16 protein-coding genes and 1 pseudogene are annotated in these 18,776 nt (G+C 42.3%); 6 read left to right on the plus strand and 11 right to left on the minus strand.

Annotated elements, in window-relative coordinates; all coding sequences use genetic code 11:
* The first annotated feature begins 166 nt into the window (after positions 1-166).
* Positions 167-451: a nucleotidyltransferase family protein gene (locus tag EHS11_RS00005; RefSeq protein WP_425460515.1), complete on the plus strand. Its 285-nt coding sequence runs from the start codon at positions 167-169 to the stop codon at positions 449-451.
* 8 nt (positions 452-459) lie between these two features.
* Here EHS11_RS00005 and EHS11_RS00010 read toward each other — a convergent pair.
* The 3 genes and pseudogenes from EHS11_RS00010 to EHS11_RS00020 form a co-directional block, all read right to left on the minus strand.
* Positions 460-676 (minus strand): annotated as a pseudogene (locus tag EHS11_RS00010) (CopG family antitoxin).
* Positions 648-800, minus strand: a complete 153-nt coding sequence (locus tag EHS11_RS00015; protein ID WP_135762437.1) for a BrnT family toxin — start codon at positions 798-800, stop codon at positions 648-650. The pseudogene EHS11_RS00010 and the gene EHS11_RS00015 overlap by 29 nt, the downstream one beginning before the upstream one ends.
* Positions 801-2,232: 1,432 nt before the next feature.
* Positions 2,233-2,763, minus strand: coding sequence for a gamma carbonic anhydrase family protein (locus EHS11_RS00020; protein ID WP_135762374.1), 531 nt, complete (start codon positions 2,761-2,763; stop codon positions 2,233-2,235).
* Between the two features lie 156 nt (positions 2,764-2,919).
* On the opposite strand from EHS11_RS00020, the gene odhB reads away from it, so the two are divergent.
* The 3 genes from odhB to EHS11_RS00035 are packed head-to-tail and all read left to right on the plus strand — an operon-like array spanning position 2,920 to position 8,373.
* The gene (odhB, locus tag EHS11_RS00025; protein WP_135762375.1) at positions 2,920-4,152 is read left to right on the plus strand and encodes a 2-oxoglutarate dehydrogenase complex dihydrolipoyllysine-residue succinyltransferase; all 1,233 of its coding nucleotides are present in this window, start codon (positions 2,920-2,922) and stop codon (positions 4,150-4,152) included.
* A gap of 9 nt (positions 4,153-4,161) precedes the next feature.
* Complete coding sequence (gene lpdA / locus EHS11_RS00030; RefSeq protein WP_135762376.1) at positions 4,162-5,568, plus strand: dihydrolipoyl dehydrogenase; 1,407 nt, start codon at positions 4,162-4,164, stop codon at positions 5,566-5,568.
* A gap of 45 nt (positions 5,569-5,613) precedes the next feature.
* The gene (locus EHS11_RS00035; protein WP_135762377.1) at positions 5,614-8,373 is read left to right on the plus strand and encodes a 2-oxoglutarate dehydrogenase E1 component; all 2,760 of its coding nucleotides are present in this window, start codon (positions 5,614-5,616) and stop codon (positions 8,371-8,373) included.
* Between the two features lie 99 nt (positions 8,374-8,472).
* Here the strand turns inward: EHS11_RS00035 and EHS11_RS00040 are convergent, their stop codons facing one another.
* Positions 8,473-9,069: a TetR/AcrR family transcriptional regulator gene (locus tag EHS11_RS00040; protein WP_167884294.1), complete on the minus strand. Its 597-nt coding sequence runs from the start codon at positions 9,067-9,069 to the stop codon at positions 8,473-8,475.
* 58 nt (positions 9,070-9,127) lie between these two features.
* On the opposite strand from EHS11_RS00040, the gene EHS11_RS00045 reads away from it, so the two are divergent.
* Positions 9,128-10,375 carry an NADH:flavin oxidoreductase/NADH oxidase family protein gene (locus EHS11_RS00045; RefSeq protein ID WP_135762379.1) on the plus strand — a complete coding sequence of 416 codons (1,248 nt, stop codon included), beginning with the start codon at positions 9,128-9,130 and terminating at the stop codon, positions 10,373-10,375.
* A gap of 280 nt (positions 10,376-10,655) precedes the next feature.
* Here the strand turns inward: EHS11_RS00045 and EHS11_RS00050 are convergent, their stop codons facing one another.
* The 7 genes from EHS11_RS00050 to EHS11_RS00080 form a co-directional block, all read right to left on the minus strand.
* A complete protein-coding gene (locus tag EHS11_RS00050; protein WP_135762380.1) occupies positions 10,656-11,390 on the minus strand; it encodes a hypothetical protein in 735 nt (244 codons plus the stop codon).
* Positions 11,391-11,392: 2 nt separating this feature from the next.
* Positions 11,393-12,511, minus strand: coding sequence for a DegT/DnrJ/EryC1/StrS family aminotransferase (locus EHS11_RS00055; protein ID WP_135762381.1), 1,119 nt, complete (start codon positions 12,509-12,511; stop codon positions 11,393-11,395).
* A 17-nt stretch (positions 12,512-12,528) separates the two neighbouring features.
* A complete protein-coding gene (locus EHS11_RS00060) occupies positions 12,529-12,951 on the minus strand; it encodes a hypothetical protein (protein ID WP_135762382.1) in 423 nt (140 codons plus the stop codon).
* Positions 12,948-13,895, minus strand: coding sequence for a PdxA family dehydrogenase (locus EHS11_RS00065; protein ID WP_135762383.1), 948 nt, complete (start codon positions 13,893-13,895; stop codon positions 12,948-12,950). The genes EHS11_RS00060 and EHS11_RS00065 overlap by 4 nt, the downstream gene beginning before the upstream one ends.
* Positions 13,896-14,336, minus strand: a complete 441-nt coding sequence (locus tag EHS11_RS00070; protein ID WP_109018537.1) for a bactofilin family protein — start codon at positions 14,334-14,336, stop codon at positions 13,896-13,898.
* Positions 14,337-14,406: 70 nt separating this feature from the next.
* On the minus strand, positions 14,407-15,177 hold the full coding sequence (locus EHS11_RS00075; protein ID WP_135762384.1) for a hypothetical protein: 771 nt from the start codon (positions 15,175-15,177) through the stop codon (positions 14,407-14,409).
* Positions 15,178-16,434, minus strand: coding sequence for an LBF_1011 family protein (locus tag EHS11_RS00080; RefSeq protein WP_135762385.1), 1,257 nt, complete (start codon positions 16,432-16,434; stop codon positions 15,178-15,180).
* Between the two features lie 48 nt (positions 16,435-16,482).
* On the opposite strand from EHS11_RS00080, the gene EHS11_RS00085 reads away from it, so the two are divergent.
* Positions 16,483-18,756 carry a lytic transglycosylase domain-containing protein gene (locus tag EHS11_RS00085; protein ID WP_135762386.1) on the plus strand — a complete coding sequence of 758 codons (2,274 nt, stop codon included), beginning with the start codon at positions 16,483-16,485 and terminating at the stop codon, positions 18,754-18,756.
* Positions 18,757-18,776 lie beyond the last annotated feature (20 nt).

An 18,776-nucleotide genomic window follows, 5' to 3' on the forward strand; every position in this document is an offset into this window, starting at 1 on the left:
AAAACTTCTTTCTTCACGAACCTCTAATGAATAAACAATATTACTAAATGCCCATTAACAAACACATTAGTAACGAGCGTAATCCGACAGACTTATCAGTGTTAATGTGAATTTGACATTTCTTCTTTAAAAAGCTCTACATAAGGAGAGATTCATATATCCAATTATTGACTTTTTTACGATACCTATAGATAATTTACATATGAAGGTAGAAAGCAGACAAGAATTGATTCAAAAGCTTTCTGATGCTAAGCCAAAACTGGAAACCGGTTTTGGAGTTTTGCAAGTCGGTGTTTTCGGATCTTTTGCAAAAGATAAAATTAGTTCCAATAGCGACGTAGATATTTTCGTCGATATGAAAAACCCTGATTTTGACTCACTTGCCGGACTCCAAATTTTCCTGAAAAGTCTTTTAGAAAGAAACGTTGATTTGAATAGTTATGCGAAATAGAGGCAAGGTTAACTGACTTTCTTGAATTCTTCATTCACCTTTTCGGAAAGGAGAATTTTAATTAATGATTGGTAAGGAACATCATTCTTATTTGCGAGAGTTTTTAATCTTTCTAACAATGACTCTGGCAAACGAATAGAAATCAGTTGAATCATTTTCAGCCCAGAAATCAATTTCCTCAGAGTCGGATTTGAATTTAGGTATTTTCTTTTTGAGATTCTTCATAAACCTTCCTTTCTTTCCGACTCATATCTCTTGTAGAAATAATTCTAATTTTGTTTTTTCTAATTGTGAAAATTGAAAAAAGTTTTCTTCCTGAATTCGTGATTTCCAATGCAGCAAATCTAATTTCTTTTTCAACAAAAAATGAGGGAGTTTAAAATCAGAACGGATTTTTGCCTCTATTTCGCATAACGAACTAGCTTTACGACGTTGTCCGTAGCTGAGACCCGTCTACGCAGCAGACGATGTGGTGTTATGTGATGAATAGCGCCAATATCGATTTACTATCCGCCAGAATTCTAAAGTTTCTTTTGCCAAATTTCTTTGAAATATTCTAAGGAAAAACCAAGCGCTTTGTAAAATGACTGATCTGATCGAACATACAGTTTATGAACATTCATGTTCTTAATTCGATTAATTCCTTCATAGATAACTGCTCTACCTAACCCCTACTTTCTGAATTCAGGCATCGTTCCAACTAGCTCGATGATTCCAATGTTATTTATTGAATCATGCCAAATAGTAGCAAAGGATACAATTTCATTATTTCTATTAATGACTGCCAGATCAAGTTCTTGCGAATAGTCCGGCGCTTTCCTGAGCGATTGATACGCAATTTCTGCAATGTTATTATCAGGCTGAATACCACTATAATATCCGAAAACCTTTCTGGTGATTGCTTAATTTGTCCGAATTTATTATTCTAAATCCGGTAGGTAATTCGACTGCAAAATTATCGTCTAGATTTAGGCCATAAATAGGATCGGTTGAATTTTCGTACGCATAGTTTCGGTCGCTAATGATTTTTTTCAGCTGTGAAAAGCCAGTATTGATTCTTAAATTTAGAATTCTTTCATTTCCATGTTTAAAGGATAATTTTGTTTCTGCAAACTCCAATAATTCCTATTAGAAATTCATCTGAATATTTCAGATTCCTTAACTGAATAAATGCATCACCTAATTGCGAGCCCCGAATATTCCCATCCGAATTGACAACAGCGACGATGTCACCATCGGAGTTTTCCCAAAGCCCAACGGTCTCGGGCCACGAATCGAATGTACCAATTCCTCTGCGCAGGAGAAATTTTTAGAGTAGTTTAAAGATAGATTTTTATTCTTCTGAAATCAGAATGTTCGTATTTCTTTCTTTTAAATTGCATATTGTAAATCACGATAATCTAAAGGGATGAGAAACCAGGAGGTGTTACCCATGTCCTGATCCCAGTGGGAGGATTGGCATAACTACGCCTTACCGTTACGATGCGGCACTTAGTTTTTTCTATACTATCCCCGCCCTATCGACATTGGGAGGGGTGAACCACAAAGCCGCCCAATGAGTTCCAACTATCACACCACCTTCCTCCTGTAAAGCGATCCAGTCATTTCCTGAAATTTATTTCCAAAAAGTTCGCCTTTTTGACAAAAATCACCGCGCAAGGGCCTGGTCGCACTTGCGACCGAAGCGTCAGCGAAGCCCGTAGCCCGGTCGGGCGTTGGATCGCCCGTAAGTTTTGAACGATCCCGAGGCGCCCAAAAAGGCTTACGCAAGAACAAAGAAGTTAGGAACTTCGGGACTCAATTCCTTCTTTGCGGTAATTTTCTTTGTATTTCGCGTAGTTGGAAGCGGTGCGGGTGATGATTTCGCGTTCTTTTTCCGTGATGTCCCGGATGATTTTTGCCGGGCTGCCCATAATGAGAACTCCGGGAGGGATTTTTTTTCCGGGAGGCACGAGAGACCCCGCCCCCACAAAAGACCACTCACCGATTTCCACATCATCCATAAGCATAGCCCCCATTCCCACAAAAGAATGATCCTTTAGGGTGCAGCCGTGGAGAGTGGCATGGTGGCCGATGGATACATAATTCCCAATTGTGACAGGGAACAAATCTCTTGCCACATGAACTAGTGTCATGTCCTGGATGTTGACATGATCTCCGATTTTGATGTAGTTTACATCCCCTCTGAGTACACATTGGAACCAAATGGAGGATTCCTCGCCGATGGTAACGTTGCCTAAAATATCAGCACTAGGTGCGACCCAAGCACTGGGAGCGATAAGGGGGGACTTTCCTTGGAAACTTTTTATCATTTTCTTTTACAAAAGGGCGGGAGATGAACAAACTCAAGCATTTTCGGTTTTTTAATTGCGTTTTTCCCTTTGTGCAGGCTATCGTTGTTATAGATTCGTGGAATCCCAGTCTTCAAAAATCCTGTTTTTACAAAATCATTTCCCTAGGAATACTACATGGCAATAGAAATTAAAGTCCCAGAGATGGGGGAATCTATAACCGAAGCAACAATCAGTGCTTGGACAAAAAAAGAAGGCGATAGCGTCAAAGTAGATGAAGTTCTCGCAATACTCGAAACCGACAAAGTCTCGTTAGAGATTCCTGCTCCTGCAACAGGCGTTTTGAAAAACATCACTAAAAAAGTAGGCGATACGGTGCATGTTCGAGACATCATCGGTGCCATTGAAGAGGGCGCAACTGCTTCCGTCGCAGCACCATCCGCTCCCAGCGCTCCTGCAGCAAGTTCGGCTCCCGCAAGTTCCAACACAAACGAAGAACTACCACCTGCTGCCCGTAAGCTGATCGAAGAAAACAAACTCGATCCTTCCCGCATCAAAGGAACAGGCCGCAACAATCAAATTACAAAAGAAGACGTTTTAAATTACCTGGAAACACAAAAGTCAAATCCAAGTGCGAATGGTGCGGCTCCGAAAGCGGTAGCCACTCCGGAAATTGCAAAACAAGTTCCGACTGGTGCACGTTCCCAAGGCCCGCGCGAAAACGTAGTGCCGATGACAAAACTCCGCCAAACAATCGCAAACCGGTTGGTATCCGCACAACACAATGCCGCCATCCTTACCACTTTCAACGAAGTGGATATGAGCGGGATTATGGATCTTCGCAACAAGTACAAAGACAAGTTCAAAGAGACCCACAATATCGGTCTCGGATTCATGTCTCTTTTTACAAAGGCGACTGTTTCCGCATTGAAATCCTTTCCGGCCATCAACGCGGAAATTCGCGGAACAGATGTTATCTATAAAAACTTTTACGATATCGGAGTCGCGGTAGGCGGACCGAAGGGACTTGTCGTTCCGATTGTTCGGGACGCCGACTTACTGTCCTTAGCACAAATCGAAGCGGAGATCGCAAGGCTTGCAGGCAAAGTAAAAGACGGAAAAGTGTCTCTGGAAGATATGGAAGGAGGAACCTTCTCCATTTCCAACGGAGGTGTTTACGGTTCCATGATGTCCACACCGATTCTCAATCCTCCTCAATCGGGGATCTTGGGAATGCACAATATCGTCAAACGGGCGGTAGTTGTAAATGATCAAATAGTAATTCGTCCGATGATGTATCTTGCACTTTCCTACGACCACAGAATTGTAGATGGAAAAGAAGCGGTTCAATTCCTCGTAAAAATCAAAGATGCAATCGAAGACCCTGCCCGTCTTCTCCTTGAGGTATAAAGACACTACATGGAACAATACGAAGTAATCGTAATCGGTGCAGGTCCCGGTGGTTATGTTGCGGCAATTCGCGCCGCGCAATTAGGCAAAAAAGTAGCTATCATTGAAAAAAGAAAAACACTCGGCGGAACTTGCCTGAATGTAGGATGCATTCCCTCAAAGGCACTTCTCGATTCTTCCGAAGAATACGATAAAGCCAAACACAAACTAGGTGATCATGGAATCACAATCGGTTCCATTAAAATCGACATCAAAAAAATGATGGATAGAAAGGACAAAGTCGTCGGAGAAGTGACTTCCGGGGTGGATTACCTCATGAAGAAAAACAAAATCACACGTTACCTTGGTCTTGGAAAATTCGTATCCAAAACCGAAATCCAGATCACAGACGATGACGGCAAAACCGAAAATATCTCAGGCACAAACATCATCATTGCCACAGGTTCCACTCCGATCGAAATTCCTCCGCTTCCCGTGGACGGAAAAAACATAATCACATCGGATCATGCGATCGCATTGGATTCCGTTCCCGAACACCTAATCATTGTAGGCGCGGGAGTAATCGGTTTGGAACTTGGTTCCGTTTGGGGAAGACTCGGTGCAAAAGCCACCATCGTAGAACTTCTTCCCCGCCTATTCGGAACGGCAGACGCTGCCATGGCCGGACTTTCCCAAAGAATCTTGGAAAAACAAGGTATGAATTTTTTATTCGAAACCAAAGTCCATGGTGCCAAAGTGAAAGGCAAAAAAGTGGAAGTGGAGATAGAAGACAAAGAAGGAAAAAAGACAATTTTGGAAGGAGACAAGGTACTTGTTTCCATCGGACGCCGTCCGAATACAGATGGACTTGGTGCAGGAGAAATCGGAATCGAATTCACGGAACGCGGACGAGTCAAAGTCAAACCGAACCATTTCCAAACCAATATTCCCAATATCTATGCAATCGGCGACGTGATCGACGGACCTATGCTTGCCCACAAGGCGGAAGATGAAGGGATCGCAGTTGCAGAATTGATCGCAGGTCAATTCGGACATGTAAATTACCGCGCGATTCCTTCCATTGTTTATACCTGGCCGGAAGTCGCTTGGGTTGGACTCGGCGAAGAAGAGTTAAAAGCACAAGGAATCGAATACAAAGTAGGAAAATCCGTCTTCAAAGCAAATGCGCGTGCCAAAGCGATGAATGAACCGGACGGACAGGTGAAGGTACTAGCCGATAAAAAAACGGATAAACTTTTAGGTGTCTATATTGTAGGTCCTCGCGCGTCAGATATGATTGCGGAGGCGGCGGTTGCATTCGAGTTTGGGGCCAGTGCCGAAGACATTGCACGTTCCACGCACGCTCACCCCACTCTTTCGGAGATTTTAAGGGAAGCCGCCATGGACGCCGACGCAAAATGGTCGATCCATTCGTAAGAAAAAGATGATGCCGAATTCGTTTCATATACAAGGGAGAAAAAGATGACTACGGAACAGATGATGAGTTTATACGGCGACAACGTTGTCGTATTGGAAGAGTTATACGAGCAATTCAAACAGGACCCGACTTCCGTATCTTCGGACTGGGCGCTTTTTTTTCAGGACCTGGACCGAAGCTCTACCTCCTCCAACGGGAACGGTTTTAACGGAAATGGCTATGTAAATTATACTTCTTCCGAGCACAGAAAGGATTCTTCTCTCAATGATTTCGGTATCATCAACCTTCTCAATGCCTACAGAAGACAAGGACATTTGGCGGCAAATCTTGATCCGCTGGGGATCAATAAACCAAACCGCCAATTCATCGATTTAAAAATCAAAGCACTCAAAGCAACGGATCTCGAAGCGGAAGTGGATTCCGGTGTTGCCAATCTAGGAAAAACAAAATTACAAAACGTAATCAATTGGTTTGAAAAAACATATTGCGGTTCCATCGGTTCCGAACATTATTATCTGGTCAATGATGAAGAAAGAGAGTGGTTGCAAAACAGAATGGAACCGCTTGCCAACAACGAGTCTATTCCGAAAAGGACCGCATTACGACTGTTTGAAAAACTTTACCAAGCCGATACTTTCGAAAATTTCCTCGCAAAAAAATTCGTAGGAAAAAAAAGATTCTCCCTCGAAGGCGGGGAAACAATGATTCCTATGCTTGACACTCTCGTGGAAGAAGCGGGCATGCATAAGATGGACGCCCTCGTCATAGGAATGGCACACAGAGGAAGATTGAATGTTCTTGTAAATGTGATCCGCAAACCTGCGGGACTCATCTTTGCCGAGTTCGAAGAAAAACTTAACCCGGGTCAACTTGGTTATGCGGACGTAAAATATCATTTGGGTTATTCCAATAACGTAATGACCCATTCCGGGAAAGAAGTAAAACTTTCTCTCGCATTCAACCCTTCCCATTTGGAAGCTGTAGATCCTGTGATCGCGGGTTCCGTTCGTGCCCGTCAAGAGATGGCAAAAGATCATGATCACTCCAAATTTATGCCGGTAGCAATTCACGGGGATGCTGCATTTGCAGGCCAAGGTGTCGTGGCGGAAACTTTCAATATGATGAACCTGAACGGTTATACGGTGGGGGGAACTTTCCATATTGTAATCAATAACCAAATCGGATTCACCACTCTTCCCAACGAATCCCGTTCCACTTTGTATGCAACCGATCTTGCCAAAGGATTTCAAGTTCCTATCTTTCATGTGAACGGAGATGATCCCGAAGCTGTTTATCGTGTCACAAAACTCGCATTAGAGTATCGCCAAAAATTCAAAAAAGACGTAATCATCGATTTGATCTGTTACCGCCGTTTGGGTCACAACGAAACGGACGAGCCTACATTCACTCAGCCTCAGATGTATGAGATCATCAAAAAACACCCGAAAACGGTAAACCTTTATGAAGCTGCTCTTTTGAAAAGAGGAGACATCACTGAAGAAGAAATCCAGTTCATCAAAACGGGAACCAATGAAGGTCTCGAACTTTCCTTCCAACAAGCAAAAGAAAAAGACACTCGTATTACAGTAGATACACTGGGTGGTGTATGGTCGCGATATTCCAAAGAACCTCTTGATTCGGATATTCACACGCAACTACTCCAACAACAACTGGGCGGAATCGTAAAATCTATCACTACGATTCCACAAGGTTTTACAGCAAATCCGAAACATGTAAAAGTGTTGGAAGACCGTAGAAAAATGGGCGCGGGAGAATTACCGATTGACTGGGGGTTTGCGGAAGCATTGTCCTTCGGATCCATTTTGGAAAACGGGTTCCCTATCCGTTTGGCAGGACAGGATGCGCAGAGAGGAACTTTCTCTCACAGACATTCCGTTTTATCTGACACTTCCAATGGCGTAAAACTAACACTACTCAATCATATCAGTGACAAACAAGCGCGTATCGATATCATAAACTCTTCGTTATCCGAATACTCCTGCCTCGGATTTGAATACGGATACTCTCTTGCCGACCCAAGTTCCCTTGTTCTTTGGGAAGCTCAGTTCGGCGACTTTGCAAACAATGCACAAGTGATCTTTGATCAGTTTGTTTCCAGTTCTGAAATCAAATGGCAAAGGATGAGCGGGCTCGTATGTTTGTTGCCTCATGGTTATGAAGGCCAAGGCCCGGAACACTCTTCCGCAAGGCTGGAAAGATTTTTGCAATTATGCGCGCTAGACAATATGCAAGTGGCAAACCTAACCACACCTGCTCAGTATTTCCATATCCTTCGCAGACAGATTTTGCAAAGTTTCAGAAAGCCGCTCATCATGACCACACCGAAGTCTCTTCTCCGTTTGAAAGAAGCTGCTTCCAGCTTGGAAGATATCACAACCGGTGCCTTCAGAAAGATTTTACCTGACCCGGTCGCCAAACCGGAAAAAGTTGATCGATTGTTATTCTGCTCGGGCAAGGTATATTACGACCTGCGCAAAGCGGTAGACGTTGACAAAAAAGAAAACGTAGCAATCGTTCGGGTAGAGCAGCTTTATCCTTTCCCGGAAAAACACATCCAACAGATGATTACAAGTTATCCTAAGATTAAAAAGTTCGTGTGGGTTCAGGAAGAACCGAAAAACCAAGGAGCTTGGTCATTTATCCGCGATCGGATCGAAGCGGTCATGCCGGAAAACAAACGACTCCATTATGCCGGTCGTTCCGAATTTCCAAGCCCTGCCTGCGGCCACGTGGTAACTCATTTGAAAGAACAGGAAACTTTAGTGAAAGAAGCCCTCGGTTAACGAGGGTTTTTCAAAGATTTTCGATTAAGCCTACAAACGAAGGGAAATACAAAACTCCCTTCATCGTTTTTCTGTTCGCATTCAAGTTTATTTCCCCATTCACAAAATAGGCGCGCAGATAACTTGAATTGATTCCTTTAATTTGATTTTAAAACTTGCATCGGAGTCACAGGAAAATTTGAATCCTTGTGCCATTGCTCGTAATGTATTTGTTATTTGTTCCGGACCGATACCTTTTTTAATATAATATGCATTCAATTTGGAATCACGAATGGCTTCTATCAGCGCCAGATAAAATTTTTCTTCGTAAGAGCAAATGAGTCCGCTCACCAAACCTTTGCTTGCCAAGATAAGATCGTCAGCTTCGCTACTTTTTCCCCCAACATATCTGCCGAGCCAAGCCTCCAACGCTAGAAATAATTTCTCCTCAATCGGGATCTTCTTTTGGTTTAAAATTTGGGCGGCGGACCGGAAGGACGTTGCAAAAAAATACCGGAGCCCCTCTTTGAACAAATCTTCTTTATCTGCAAAATACAAATAAAGCGCCTGCCTGGAAATGGAAACGGATTTTGCAACATCATCCATAGATGTTTTTTTAAACCCGTATCTCAAAAAAACACCGATCGCTCCCTCTAAAATTTCAACTTTTCGGGAATCCGTTTCAATCTCGTCATTCGGAATCAATTTGTCTGACACAAAACAAACTTGACAATTATTGTCCAGTTTGTCAAGTAGGATTTAAAAGGAATCGATCATGTATTCAAACCAAATTTTCACTCCCTACCGTTTGCCAGGTGGGCTCGCATTGTCCAATCGACTGGTAAAGGCAGCAATGGAGGAAAATCTTGCTACTGAAGAATTTATCCCCGGCACCGCCTTATGGAACTTATATGAAACTTGGGCAAACGGAGGAGTTGGTCTTATCATCACAGGCAATGTTATGATAGATGGCAGAGCACTGACCGGACCAGGCGGAGTGGTTTTCGAATCAGATCTTTTCTTAGAGGACTTCCGAACTTGGGCGAAAAAAAGCAAATCCAATGGAACCAAGGTGATCATGCAAATCAACCATCCGGGCAGGCAGGTGCTTTCGAAAATGGGTGGTAATGTATGGGCGCCTTCCGCGGTTCCATTGAATATGGGTGGATTTTCAAAGATGTTCGGGCAACCGAAAGAAATGACCTCTCCTGAGATTGAAGAGACCATTCAAAAATTTTCAAATACGGCGGTCCTTGCTGAAGCAGCAGGGTTTGACGGAGTCGAGATTCATGCAGCGCACGGATACTTAATCAGTCAATTTCTTTCGCCTCTTTCCAATCGTAGAACAGATCGTTATGGCGGTAGTTTGGAAAATCGTACAAGTTTTCTTTTGGAAGTCGTTACAGAAGTTCGCAAAAAAGTAAAACCTGAGTTTGCAGTAAGTGTGAAATTGAACTCGGCAGACTTTCAAAAAGGAGGATTTGATATTGAAGACGCAAAAAAAGTCATATCAATGTTAGCCGATACTAGAGGAGTCGATTTTGTGGAATTATCAGGCGGAAGTTATGAGGCACCGGCGATGCAAGGCGATTCCCGGGACGGTAGAACATTGGCAAGAGAAGCTTACTTTTTGGAATTTGCAAAAGAAATTACCAAAACATCTGCAATTCCGATTATGATTACAGGAGGGATAAAAAGAAAGGAAGTAGCCGAAGAAGTGATCACAAACGGGGTTTCTTTGGTCGGGATCGCAACTGCACTCGCTTTGAACCCTGATCTACCAAATGATTGGAAGAACCAAAATACATATGTTAGAGATTTGCCCATTGTAGGCTGGAAGTCGAAACCACTTGTAGCGTTAGCAAATATGGCTATGGTAAAATACCAACTGAACCGCATGTCAAAGAAGAAAAAACCTTCCTTGAAAATCTCACCGCTTTTCACAGTGATCAAGGATCAGTTGAAAACCAATCTGCGAATAAAAAAATACCACATTTGGCTGAAGAAACATTACACCAGTTAAACAGTAATTTCCACTGAACGAAAAGTGAAAACAGAAAGTAAAAAGGCGAACTTTTTTGAATAAAATTTCGAAAACCTGACTCTTCGCTTTACAAAGAGAAGGCGGTATGGTAGAAGGAACACATTGGGTGGCGGGTGGTTCCCCACCCAAATCGGGCGGGGAACCACCGATTCTGAAACCATACAAAACAATATGGTCTCACTGATAATATCGGAAGAAAAATATGAACCTCTATACGTAGGTCGCGAGAGATCCATATAATGCCAATTAGTTCAAACGGTCATTCAAACCGTTTTGCTAAAACACCTTTTGCGGTAATTACATCATAAGAAAAAATTTCCTGAGGACTTTCAGGTTCCGCTTTTTTTCCTTTCGCTTTTTCCGACGAGGGAGGAGGATTTTTTTTAATGATGGAAGAGATCGTATTTTTTGCAGTATTGTAAATCAATTTTCTGAATACATAACCTTGGGGAAGTATATCACTTAACTCTTCTTTGTCGGGATCATAAAGATACAATCTTTTTCCATCCTTATGATTCAAAACTCCGTCTTTGTTTGTATCTTCCGTTGCCGCAAAAACAAGAAGTCTTTTGTCCAAGCCTAGCGAATCCAGCTTCGGCTCATCTATATTCGAGATGATCTGTTTGGAAAACTCTCCCAAAAAGTAATCCCATACGTATACATTGCGCGGAAAGAACTTTTTTACGGCTCCTGTTTTCAAATTCACCGAATACAGGTTACGCGCATGGGCCATTGTTCCGTCAGGACCATATCCGCCGGACTCGGTCACAAGCCCTACCGGATAAATGAAAAACTGTTTCCAAAACACTTTTCCATTTCCGTTTTCCAAATCAAATTCATCGGTTGGCTCTGGAGCGGTGTCTTTGTCTTCTATCGGATCAACGGTTACTTCGTAACCGGACTCATAGATTTTCCAACTTTTGGAAAGGCTAAATGTCAAAACCGCCAATACCAAAAGAAGAAATAAAAATACACCGATTCGAAATTTTTCCATGTTTACCGTTTTTTATATTCTTTGATCGCTGAAATCACTTCGTCTTTTTCCGAATCAGTCATATATGCGAATAATGGAAAGTTTAGAACGGAAGCGGATATCCGTCTAGCATTTTGGTCTTTCCCAAATCTCTGGATCAGATGCGGTTTGGCACCCGGTTGATCGGACATGGCGCCGGGATAAATATTTCCAAAGCCGATTCCTTTTTCTTTTAAAACTGCTTCAATCTTCGGTCTTTCTTCGGGAGAAACAAGAGTTACATTGCAATAACCGTTCTCAATATATCCCTCCGGAGGGTGGATCGGCTCGATTCCGGCACCTGGCAAAGTTTTGTAATAAAATTCTGCCGCTTGTTTGCGAGATTCGATTCTTTTTCCCAAATGCTTCAAAGATAGATTGAGAAATGCAGCTTGCAAAGAATCCAATCGGGAATTCCAACCGATATCACCGTGTTCGTAATGGGAAGTACGACCATGGTTGGCAAGTCTGCGGGCAATGACGGACAGTTCCTCACTATTTGTAAAAATCGCCCCTCCGTCTCCTGCAGCACCTAACACCTTTGCGGGATAAAAGGAAGTAGTTGAAATCAAGGCGTCTTTGTAGATGGATTCGTTATTATAAAGAACTCCGAAACATTGTGCACCGTCTTCGATCAAAGGAACATTTCTTTCTTTGCAAAGTTTACGATATTCCTTAATACGGGAAGTTCCCCAACCGTATAAATGGACTATCATGGCTGCCTTCGGCTTCACTGTATCCAAAGCTTCTTTGAACGTATCAAAGTCCATTTGCAAATCGCCGGAATTCGTATCCACGGTATAAGGATCGGCGCCCACATTTACAACCGCTTCGAAAGTCGCCCAAAAGGTGGAATCGGGCAATAATACTTTATCACCGCGTTTTACACCTACTGCACGTAAGGCGATCTGTAATGCATCCGTCCCGTTTGCACAAGCGACAGTGTATTTCGTACCTGTAGCTTGCGATAAACCGTTTTCCAGTTCGGACACTTCCGCACCGCCGATGAACTGCGCATTTGCAGACATGGTTTTTACTTTCTCATTCCACTGGTCTAAAAAACCAGGCTCAAATCTTTTTATATCGATAAAGGGGACTGCCATAACTTTTCCTGTTTTTATTACTTATTCATAATATAATCTTCAATAAATTTGTACCATTCTTTGGTGTAATAAGTCCACATAAAGAACAAAGCCCAATACACAACGGTTCCGTAGGAAAGAACAGGTATCAATGTTTTACTTAAATTGTTCGAAGCGGAATAGTAAATTCGTATCAACACAAGCGGCCATAACAAAAAAAGAAATACATAAATTGCCTGTCCCATACTCCCAAGCCAGGACAAAAGTTCACGCTTAGGACTTTCCTTCCAACGAGCGACTCCCGCCCAAAACTCAGGAAAAAACTGAACCATATAAAAACAAAATACCAGAAAGAAAAAAAACTTCCAATGAGTTTCCAGATCTCTGCGAAACAGAGATAGAAGTAGTCCGATAAACCATATAAATAAAATAGGAAATGCTAATTGGTCGAGTAAACTCATGATTGTGCTTTTGTTACTAATTTCAAACAGGAAATAAGACCCGTAGGATCCGCTTTGCCTTTGCCTGCAATCGCAAAGGCTGTTCCATGATCGGGGCTAACCCGTAAAAATTTCAATCCTAAAGTCACATTCACCCCTTCTTTTCCTTCCTGCATTTTGAAAGGAATGAGGCCTTGGTCATGATAACAGGCAAGGAAGAGATCGAATTTTTTTTGATTCTCAGGTAAAAAGGCAGAGTCCCCAGGAATCGGACCTTCGATCCGAAGATTTGCGCTTCGGAAAAGTTCCATTTTAGGAATCAAAATATCCAACTCTTCTCTTCCGATTTTGCCACCTTCTCCGGAATGAGGATTGAGTCCCAAAAGACAAATTTTGGGTCTCTTCAAAAGTTTGGTGGATTTAATCGCAAGGATCAGTTCCGACCAATTAACACGGGTAAGCTCTTCGGCAACGCCTGAGATGGGAACGTGAGTGGTTAGAGGTATAACTTTTAAATTTTTGCCCGTCATCATCATGAATGTGGGGGTGTTGTATTCTTCCGCCAAAGTTTCCGTATGTCCCCGGAACCCGGAAATCCCCGCCCGGATGACCCATTCTTTGCTCAAAGGCAAAGTGATGAGAGATGCACCCTTTGTCTGTTTTTGGATCTGAATGGCGGAAAGAAGTGCTTGGAAAGCGGAACGACCGGAAGCTTCGCTTGGTTTTCCCAGCTTGATTTTTGAAATCTCTTCCCGGCTGAGATATTGTTTTTTAAAGGAAAAAAGCCCGTTTCCTTTGGGAATGTCTTCTACTTCCGAGAAACCTTTTGCGACGAGTTTATGATTCCCCCGAACAAGAATAATGCGATTTGTTTTGGAAAGAGAACGAAGTGTGGGAAGGCTACCCGCAAGTAATTCGTAATTGATACTGGCAGGGTCTCCTTCTGAGAGAAGAATCGTCTTCAACTATTCTTTTGTGTTAGGTTGTTTCCCGAAGATTTTTTCTACGCTTAGTGAGTCTTTGGAATACTCAAGTTCGATCAAATCCTTGGCACTGTGTTTGAGATCATTGGAAATCATACAACGGCCTTCTAGGATCACCCCGTTTTGGATGATAAGCTCAGGAGTTTTAATATCCCCCAAGATTTTAGAAGTAGGTAAAAGCATCACCCTGTTTCTAGCAGTCACGTTTCCAACAACGATACCTTCTACGATCACGCTCGCCGCAGTGATGTTTGTTTTCACCTTGCCCGTAACACCGATGTAAAGGTGTTCCGCTTGGAGCGATTTACCTTCAAATTTTCCATCGATTTTGAGGGAACCGTTGATAAAGAATTTACCATTGAAGTAGGAGTTTTCTCCGATTGTTGAGTTGGTTACTTCTGTTTGGTTTTTCACTAAAGCCATGCTTCTTATGGTCCCTAAAGTTTGAGTTTTTCCCAGTTTGGAAGAAGATGCCCGGGAAGAAAAGGTTTTTTTAGCCTCTAAAGGAAGGGAGTTTGATCAATTCTACGGATTCATCCACAAATTGTTGGAATTCCCGGAGAGCCTCCATAATGGAACGTCCTTCCAACATGGTTGCTTTTTCAAACCTGGGGTTGAATTTAACCGATTCTTCCATGTTCATGATCACATTGTTTCCCTCTTTGATTTCATCATTTACGGAATGAAGAAATTCCTGGAATTTTACAAAGGTCTCGTAGGATTCCGCTATAAAGATCCTGGACTGTTTGTTTTTCATTCGGGAAAGTTGTTCACGGAACTCTTGTTTGTCGGCTGCGGCATATTCTTCAATGGTTTCTATCAGAATCTTCATGTTTCTACGAAGGTTTTCCATATATTTCAATACGGAATCTCTTTCCGTAGCGTGAGAATAATCAAACTTGATATGTGCATCTCCCACAACGGGAATATATTCCAAATCCATGATATTTACAAGTGTACCGATCTGGTTGATTTCCGTATCATTCGCATTAGGTGTAATTTTCATTACAGGGTATTGAGAGATAACCTTATGTTTTGTTCCCGGATTTTCAGCCCGCGCTTTTACGTTCTGCATCGCTTGATCCAGGTTTTCAGGAACGCCCTCGGGAGAAACTTCCTGAACTCTACGACGATACCTTTCTATATCAAAGGCAACTCTTTCTTTTTGAATGTCATTTTTTGCACCTCTTTCAATCTTTTCCAAATGGCGTAACATCTTTTGCAATTTGGTAAGTTCTAAGATCTGTTCTTGCGTTAACGGCATTTAGATATCACTCATTTCATCAGGAAATAAAGGGGTTTTGCCCATTTTTTCCAATGTGGAAAGAATGGAGCCAGCAACTTCCGCATCCCCTTTCCTTTGCAAGGCCCGTGCGTACAAATAAAGAGGGATTGGTAAAAAACGAAGCCTTCCCCCCTTCTCATAAAAATTCAAAAAGGAATCGAAATCTCCTTTTCGGTAACAAGTCAATGCCATCTGCAAATTGGAAAAATAAGAATAAGGAAATTGGAAAATTTCCGTTTGGATCGTTTTTTCAAAACGGTCCCCTTCTTTATCATAACGAAGAAGAGTAACTAAAAAAGGGTCAAATGGAAAACCGACATTGTATCCGAATTGAACTTCCTCTTCTTCCCAGTCGCCCCGGAATATTTTTTTTATATCATCCAAATAAAAAGAAAATTCATTTTTTGAGAGCAATTTCTTCGCATAACGAACGAAAGCAAATGCAGGAACTTTTCCGAGAACAATGGATTTGAATTTTGTTTTTTCCCAATCCTTCCAATCCGAATAAAATCCGGACAAAAACTGAAGGAATTTAAGAGTATCTTCGCCCTTCCAGGCAAGTTTGGCTATCGAATCCAGCAAAACACCTGATAGTTGCCAATACCCTTCCTTTAAAACGGAATTAGATATCGCCTTATAATTGACCGATTCGTAATTTCCACGGGAATAATGGATCAGAGATTGTAAGATGGAATCGTCTTCTTCGGGTTCGTATTCTTCCCAACCGAGCAAAGTCAAAAAGCGTTTGCAGTCTTCGGAAAGTCCGAATTCCCTTTTGGTCATTTCCACCCATGCTTTGAAATCGGTAATGTCTCCTGTCAGTAAAAAACTAATTCCAAGTAGCTCCCAATCTTCTCTTTCTACTTCCTCCCACTCTTTTTTTTTGGAAACAAGCCAAATCATATTTCGCATTTCCAGCGAAACCGGGGGACCGGGAGGGGAAAAAGGGAAATGAAATGTATTCTGAGTGTGATTTTGAGTCAGAAAGGAACAAACTTTAAAACCTCCCGAAAAATCGGTCGATAAATATTGTATGTAGTTAATATAACGATTGTATTTACCTTGGAAAGAAGAACGTAAACTGCTCCAAAAGACATTCATTGGAATGGGATCAAGGGTGGAAACAGCTACCGGTTCGTTTGAAGTCGGGGGAGCGGGCGGTTTTTCTTCCGTCTGCTTTGTGAAATGAAGTCGGATTTCAGGCCAAGGTAATTGTGTTTCGATGTTTCGGCTCATAAGGAGGGTGCCCTTTCCCTCTAAAATTCGTAATTATAGGAAGTATGCATGAGGTTTTTTTGGGTAGCAAGTAGAATTCTTTTGGTTTATTTGGCCATCCCTTCCCTATCTGCACAAGATGACATTTATTATTGGGTAAAATCCCACCAATGGGATAAAATCGAGTCCCATTTTCAGAAAACTTCCCCTTCCCGGGAAAGTGAAGTCTACAGTCTGATCGAGTTTCACGAAAAATCACCTAACGGAAACAAGGAGACAAGATTTCGTTATCTGATCTCGCTTGTAAGAGGAGTATTCGTCAGTGAAACCACCCCGGAGGAAGTGAAAAAAATACTCACCCAAACCATGCCGTTTCAGACCACACTCTTTCGGCTTACTTATTGGAAACTGTATACGGAGATATCTCAGAGAAATTATCTGAATACGGAAGAAAAAATCTTATTTTTATCAAGGCTGAATTGGGAAGAAGATCCTATCTGCAGAAAGGCATTCGATGAATTGATCCGTCTGCTTGCCATCGAAAACAGATGGAAGGATATTTTAGAAAGAAGTCAGTCCCTATCCGACTCGACCAAATATTACCTGCTCACTCCCGACTCCCAATACAGACTCGGGAAAGCAAGACTAATGCTAGGTGACGAAAAAGGAGCGATCGACGAATGGACTGCTTGTCTGCAAAGAGACACCATACAGGAGTATACGGTTCAGTACATTGCAGCCGATTGGGGAAAGTGGAAGGGAAATTCCAGTATCCACCAACTCTCGGTATCCGAACTGACTTTATTTTTTCCAGCGATCAATACCGCTGACAAAGAGGCCATTTTCAAATCAAGGCCGGAATTATTTTCCACAAGACTTCAATTTTACCAAGGTTTCAAACATCTCACTCTCCAACTAACCAAACTCGATCGAACCGACGAATTGTACCGGGTTCTCAGGGCCAATAGAAGTTTTACCGAAATTGATCCGGGATGGATCGGTGGGCTGGGAGATATTTTATATGCACAAAACAAATTTCATAAAGCGATCGATCTTGTAAAAAGTTTCGGAGGGAAAGATCCGGGAACCTACAGAATCCTTGCTGCCTCCTACGATAGATTAGGTGAAAAAGATCTGTATTTTGACAACTTGGTTCATTACTTGGGCAAGTACCCGTTTAATCTTTTTTATCAGGACAGATTGCTTGATTCTCTTGTGATGAGAAACAACGGAAGTATTTCCTTCGCTCCCATTCCCCAATTCGAAAAGGCATTATCCGAAATTCCCAATCTCCCCGTCAAAGGGAGGTTAGTTTATTGGTATCTGAGGGCATTGCAGTCCAAGGGCGAAACGGAAAGATTGCAAAAGGAATTGAAAAGATACTATCTGCTTTGCCCCGGATCTTATTATACCAGGGTCATTCGGGAAGAGTTTATCACGCAAATCCAAAAGGAATCCAAACCGGACAATCCTGTCTACAGCAAAGACAGCCTTTTCGAATACCTTTCTCATACCGCAGGAATCCCCGAGGAGTCAGGAGGCCTCATCGGCAAAAACCTCGGATTCGCCTATCCGAGAGGTTCTTATGAACTTGGGATCAAACTTTCCAATGCGAGCAGTCGCATCCAGGGAAATCGTACTTTGCTGCTTGCCTCCGATTATTTTAAAGTAGGAGAAGATGCGATGGGACTTTCTCTCGTACATCATTATTCTCTGAAAGAAAAATTATCGGAAGAGGAAAAGGAAGAAATACTGGTAGGAATCGGAGACCAATCAAAAAACACGTATTATACGGCATTTTATACCCGTTCTCTTTTGAAGCGGTATATGATTCCCGATGATCCGATCTTACTTCCCATTCAGATTTCCATGCGTATTTATCCCAGACCTCATAGGGATTTGGTGAAATCCTATTCCGACGAAAACGGGATTTCAGAAGACATGGTCTATGCGCTTATGAGACAGGAATCTTTTTTTAAGGAAACGGCTACTTCAAGATCCAACGCTCGCGGTCTTATGCAAATCATGCCGGCTACGGGAAGAGAGCTTGCTCAAAGAATGGGGGTCAAAGATTACTCTTTGTACACTCCCAACGTCTCGATTCGATTGGGGACAAAGTTTTTGGCTTACTTGTTGAAATCAAACGAGAACCAGCTGCGTTGGGCATCCATCGCCTACAACGGGGGTCCGGGAAATCTTCGTAAATGGAAAAAGCAAGTTTATAACGGGGATTTCAACCATTTCTTGGAAGACCTTCCCGTAAAAGAGTCTAGGGATTATTGTAGAATCGTTGTGTCGAATTATTACGCATATGACATTTTGAAAAAATACCATAAGTTGTAAAAAATAGCTTTTCTCAGGGG

The sequence above is a fragment of the Leptospira ilyithenensis genome (assembly GCF_004771005.1).
Classification (GTDB): domain Bacteria; phylum Spirochaetota; class Leptospiria; order Leptospirales; family Leptospiraceae; genus Leptospira_A; species Leptospira_A ilyithenensis.

Excerpts from the sequence above, each read along its gene's own strand:
- odhB (WP_135762375.1), top strand. The coding sequence starts at position 2,920 with ATGGCAATAGAAATTAAAGTCCCAGAGATGGGGGAATCTATAACCGAA.
- EHS11_RS00035 (WP_135762377.1), top strand. The coding sequence starts at position 5,614 with ATGACTACGGAACAGATGATGAGTTTATACGGCGACAACGTTGTCGTA.
- EHS11_RS00070 (WP_109018537.1), bottom strand. The coding sequence starts at position 14,336 with ATGGCTTTAGTGAAAAACCAAACAGAAGTAACCAACTCAACAATCGGA.
- EHS11_RS00075 (WP_135762384.1), bottom strand. The coding sequence starts at position 15,177 with ATGCCGTTAACGCAAGAACAGATCTTAGAACTTACCAAATTGCAAAAG.
- EHS11_RS00020 (WP_135762374.1), bottom strand. The coding sequence starts at position 2,763 with ATGATAAAAAGTTTCCAAGGAAAGTCCCCCCTTATCGCTCCCAGTGCT.
- EHS11_RS00085 (WP_135762386.1), top strand. The coding sequence starts at position 16,483 with ATGAGGTTTTTTTGGGTAGCAAGTAGAATTCTTTTGGTTTATTTGGCC.
- EHS11_RS00055 (WP_135762381.1), bottom strand. The coding sequence starts at position 12,511 with ATGGCAGTCCCCTTTATCGATATAAAAAGATTTGAGCCTGGTTTTTTA.
- EHS11_RS00045 (WP_135762379.1), top strand. The coding sequence starts at position 9,128 with ATGTATTCAAACCAAATTTTCACTCCCTACCGTTTGCCAGGTGGGCTC.
- EHS11_RS00050 (WP_135762380.1), bottom strand. The coding sequence starts at position 11,390 with ATGGAAAAATTTCGAATCGGTGTATTTTTATTTCTTCTTTTGGTATTG.
- lpdA (WP_135762376.1), top strand. The coding sequence starts at position 4,162 with ATGGAACAATACGAAGTAATCGTAATCGGTGCAGGTCCCGGTGGTTAT.
- EHS11_RS00060 (WP_135762382.1), bottom strand. The coding sequence starts at position 12,951 with ATGAGTTTACTCGACCAATTAGCATTTCCTATTTTATTTATATGGTTT.
- EHS11_RS00080 (WP_135762385.1), bottom strand. The coding sequence starts at position 16,434 with ATGAGCCGAAACATCGAAACACAATTACCTTGGCCTGAAATCCGACTT.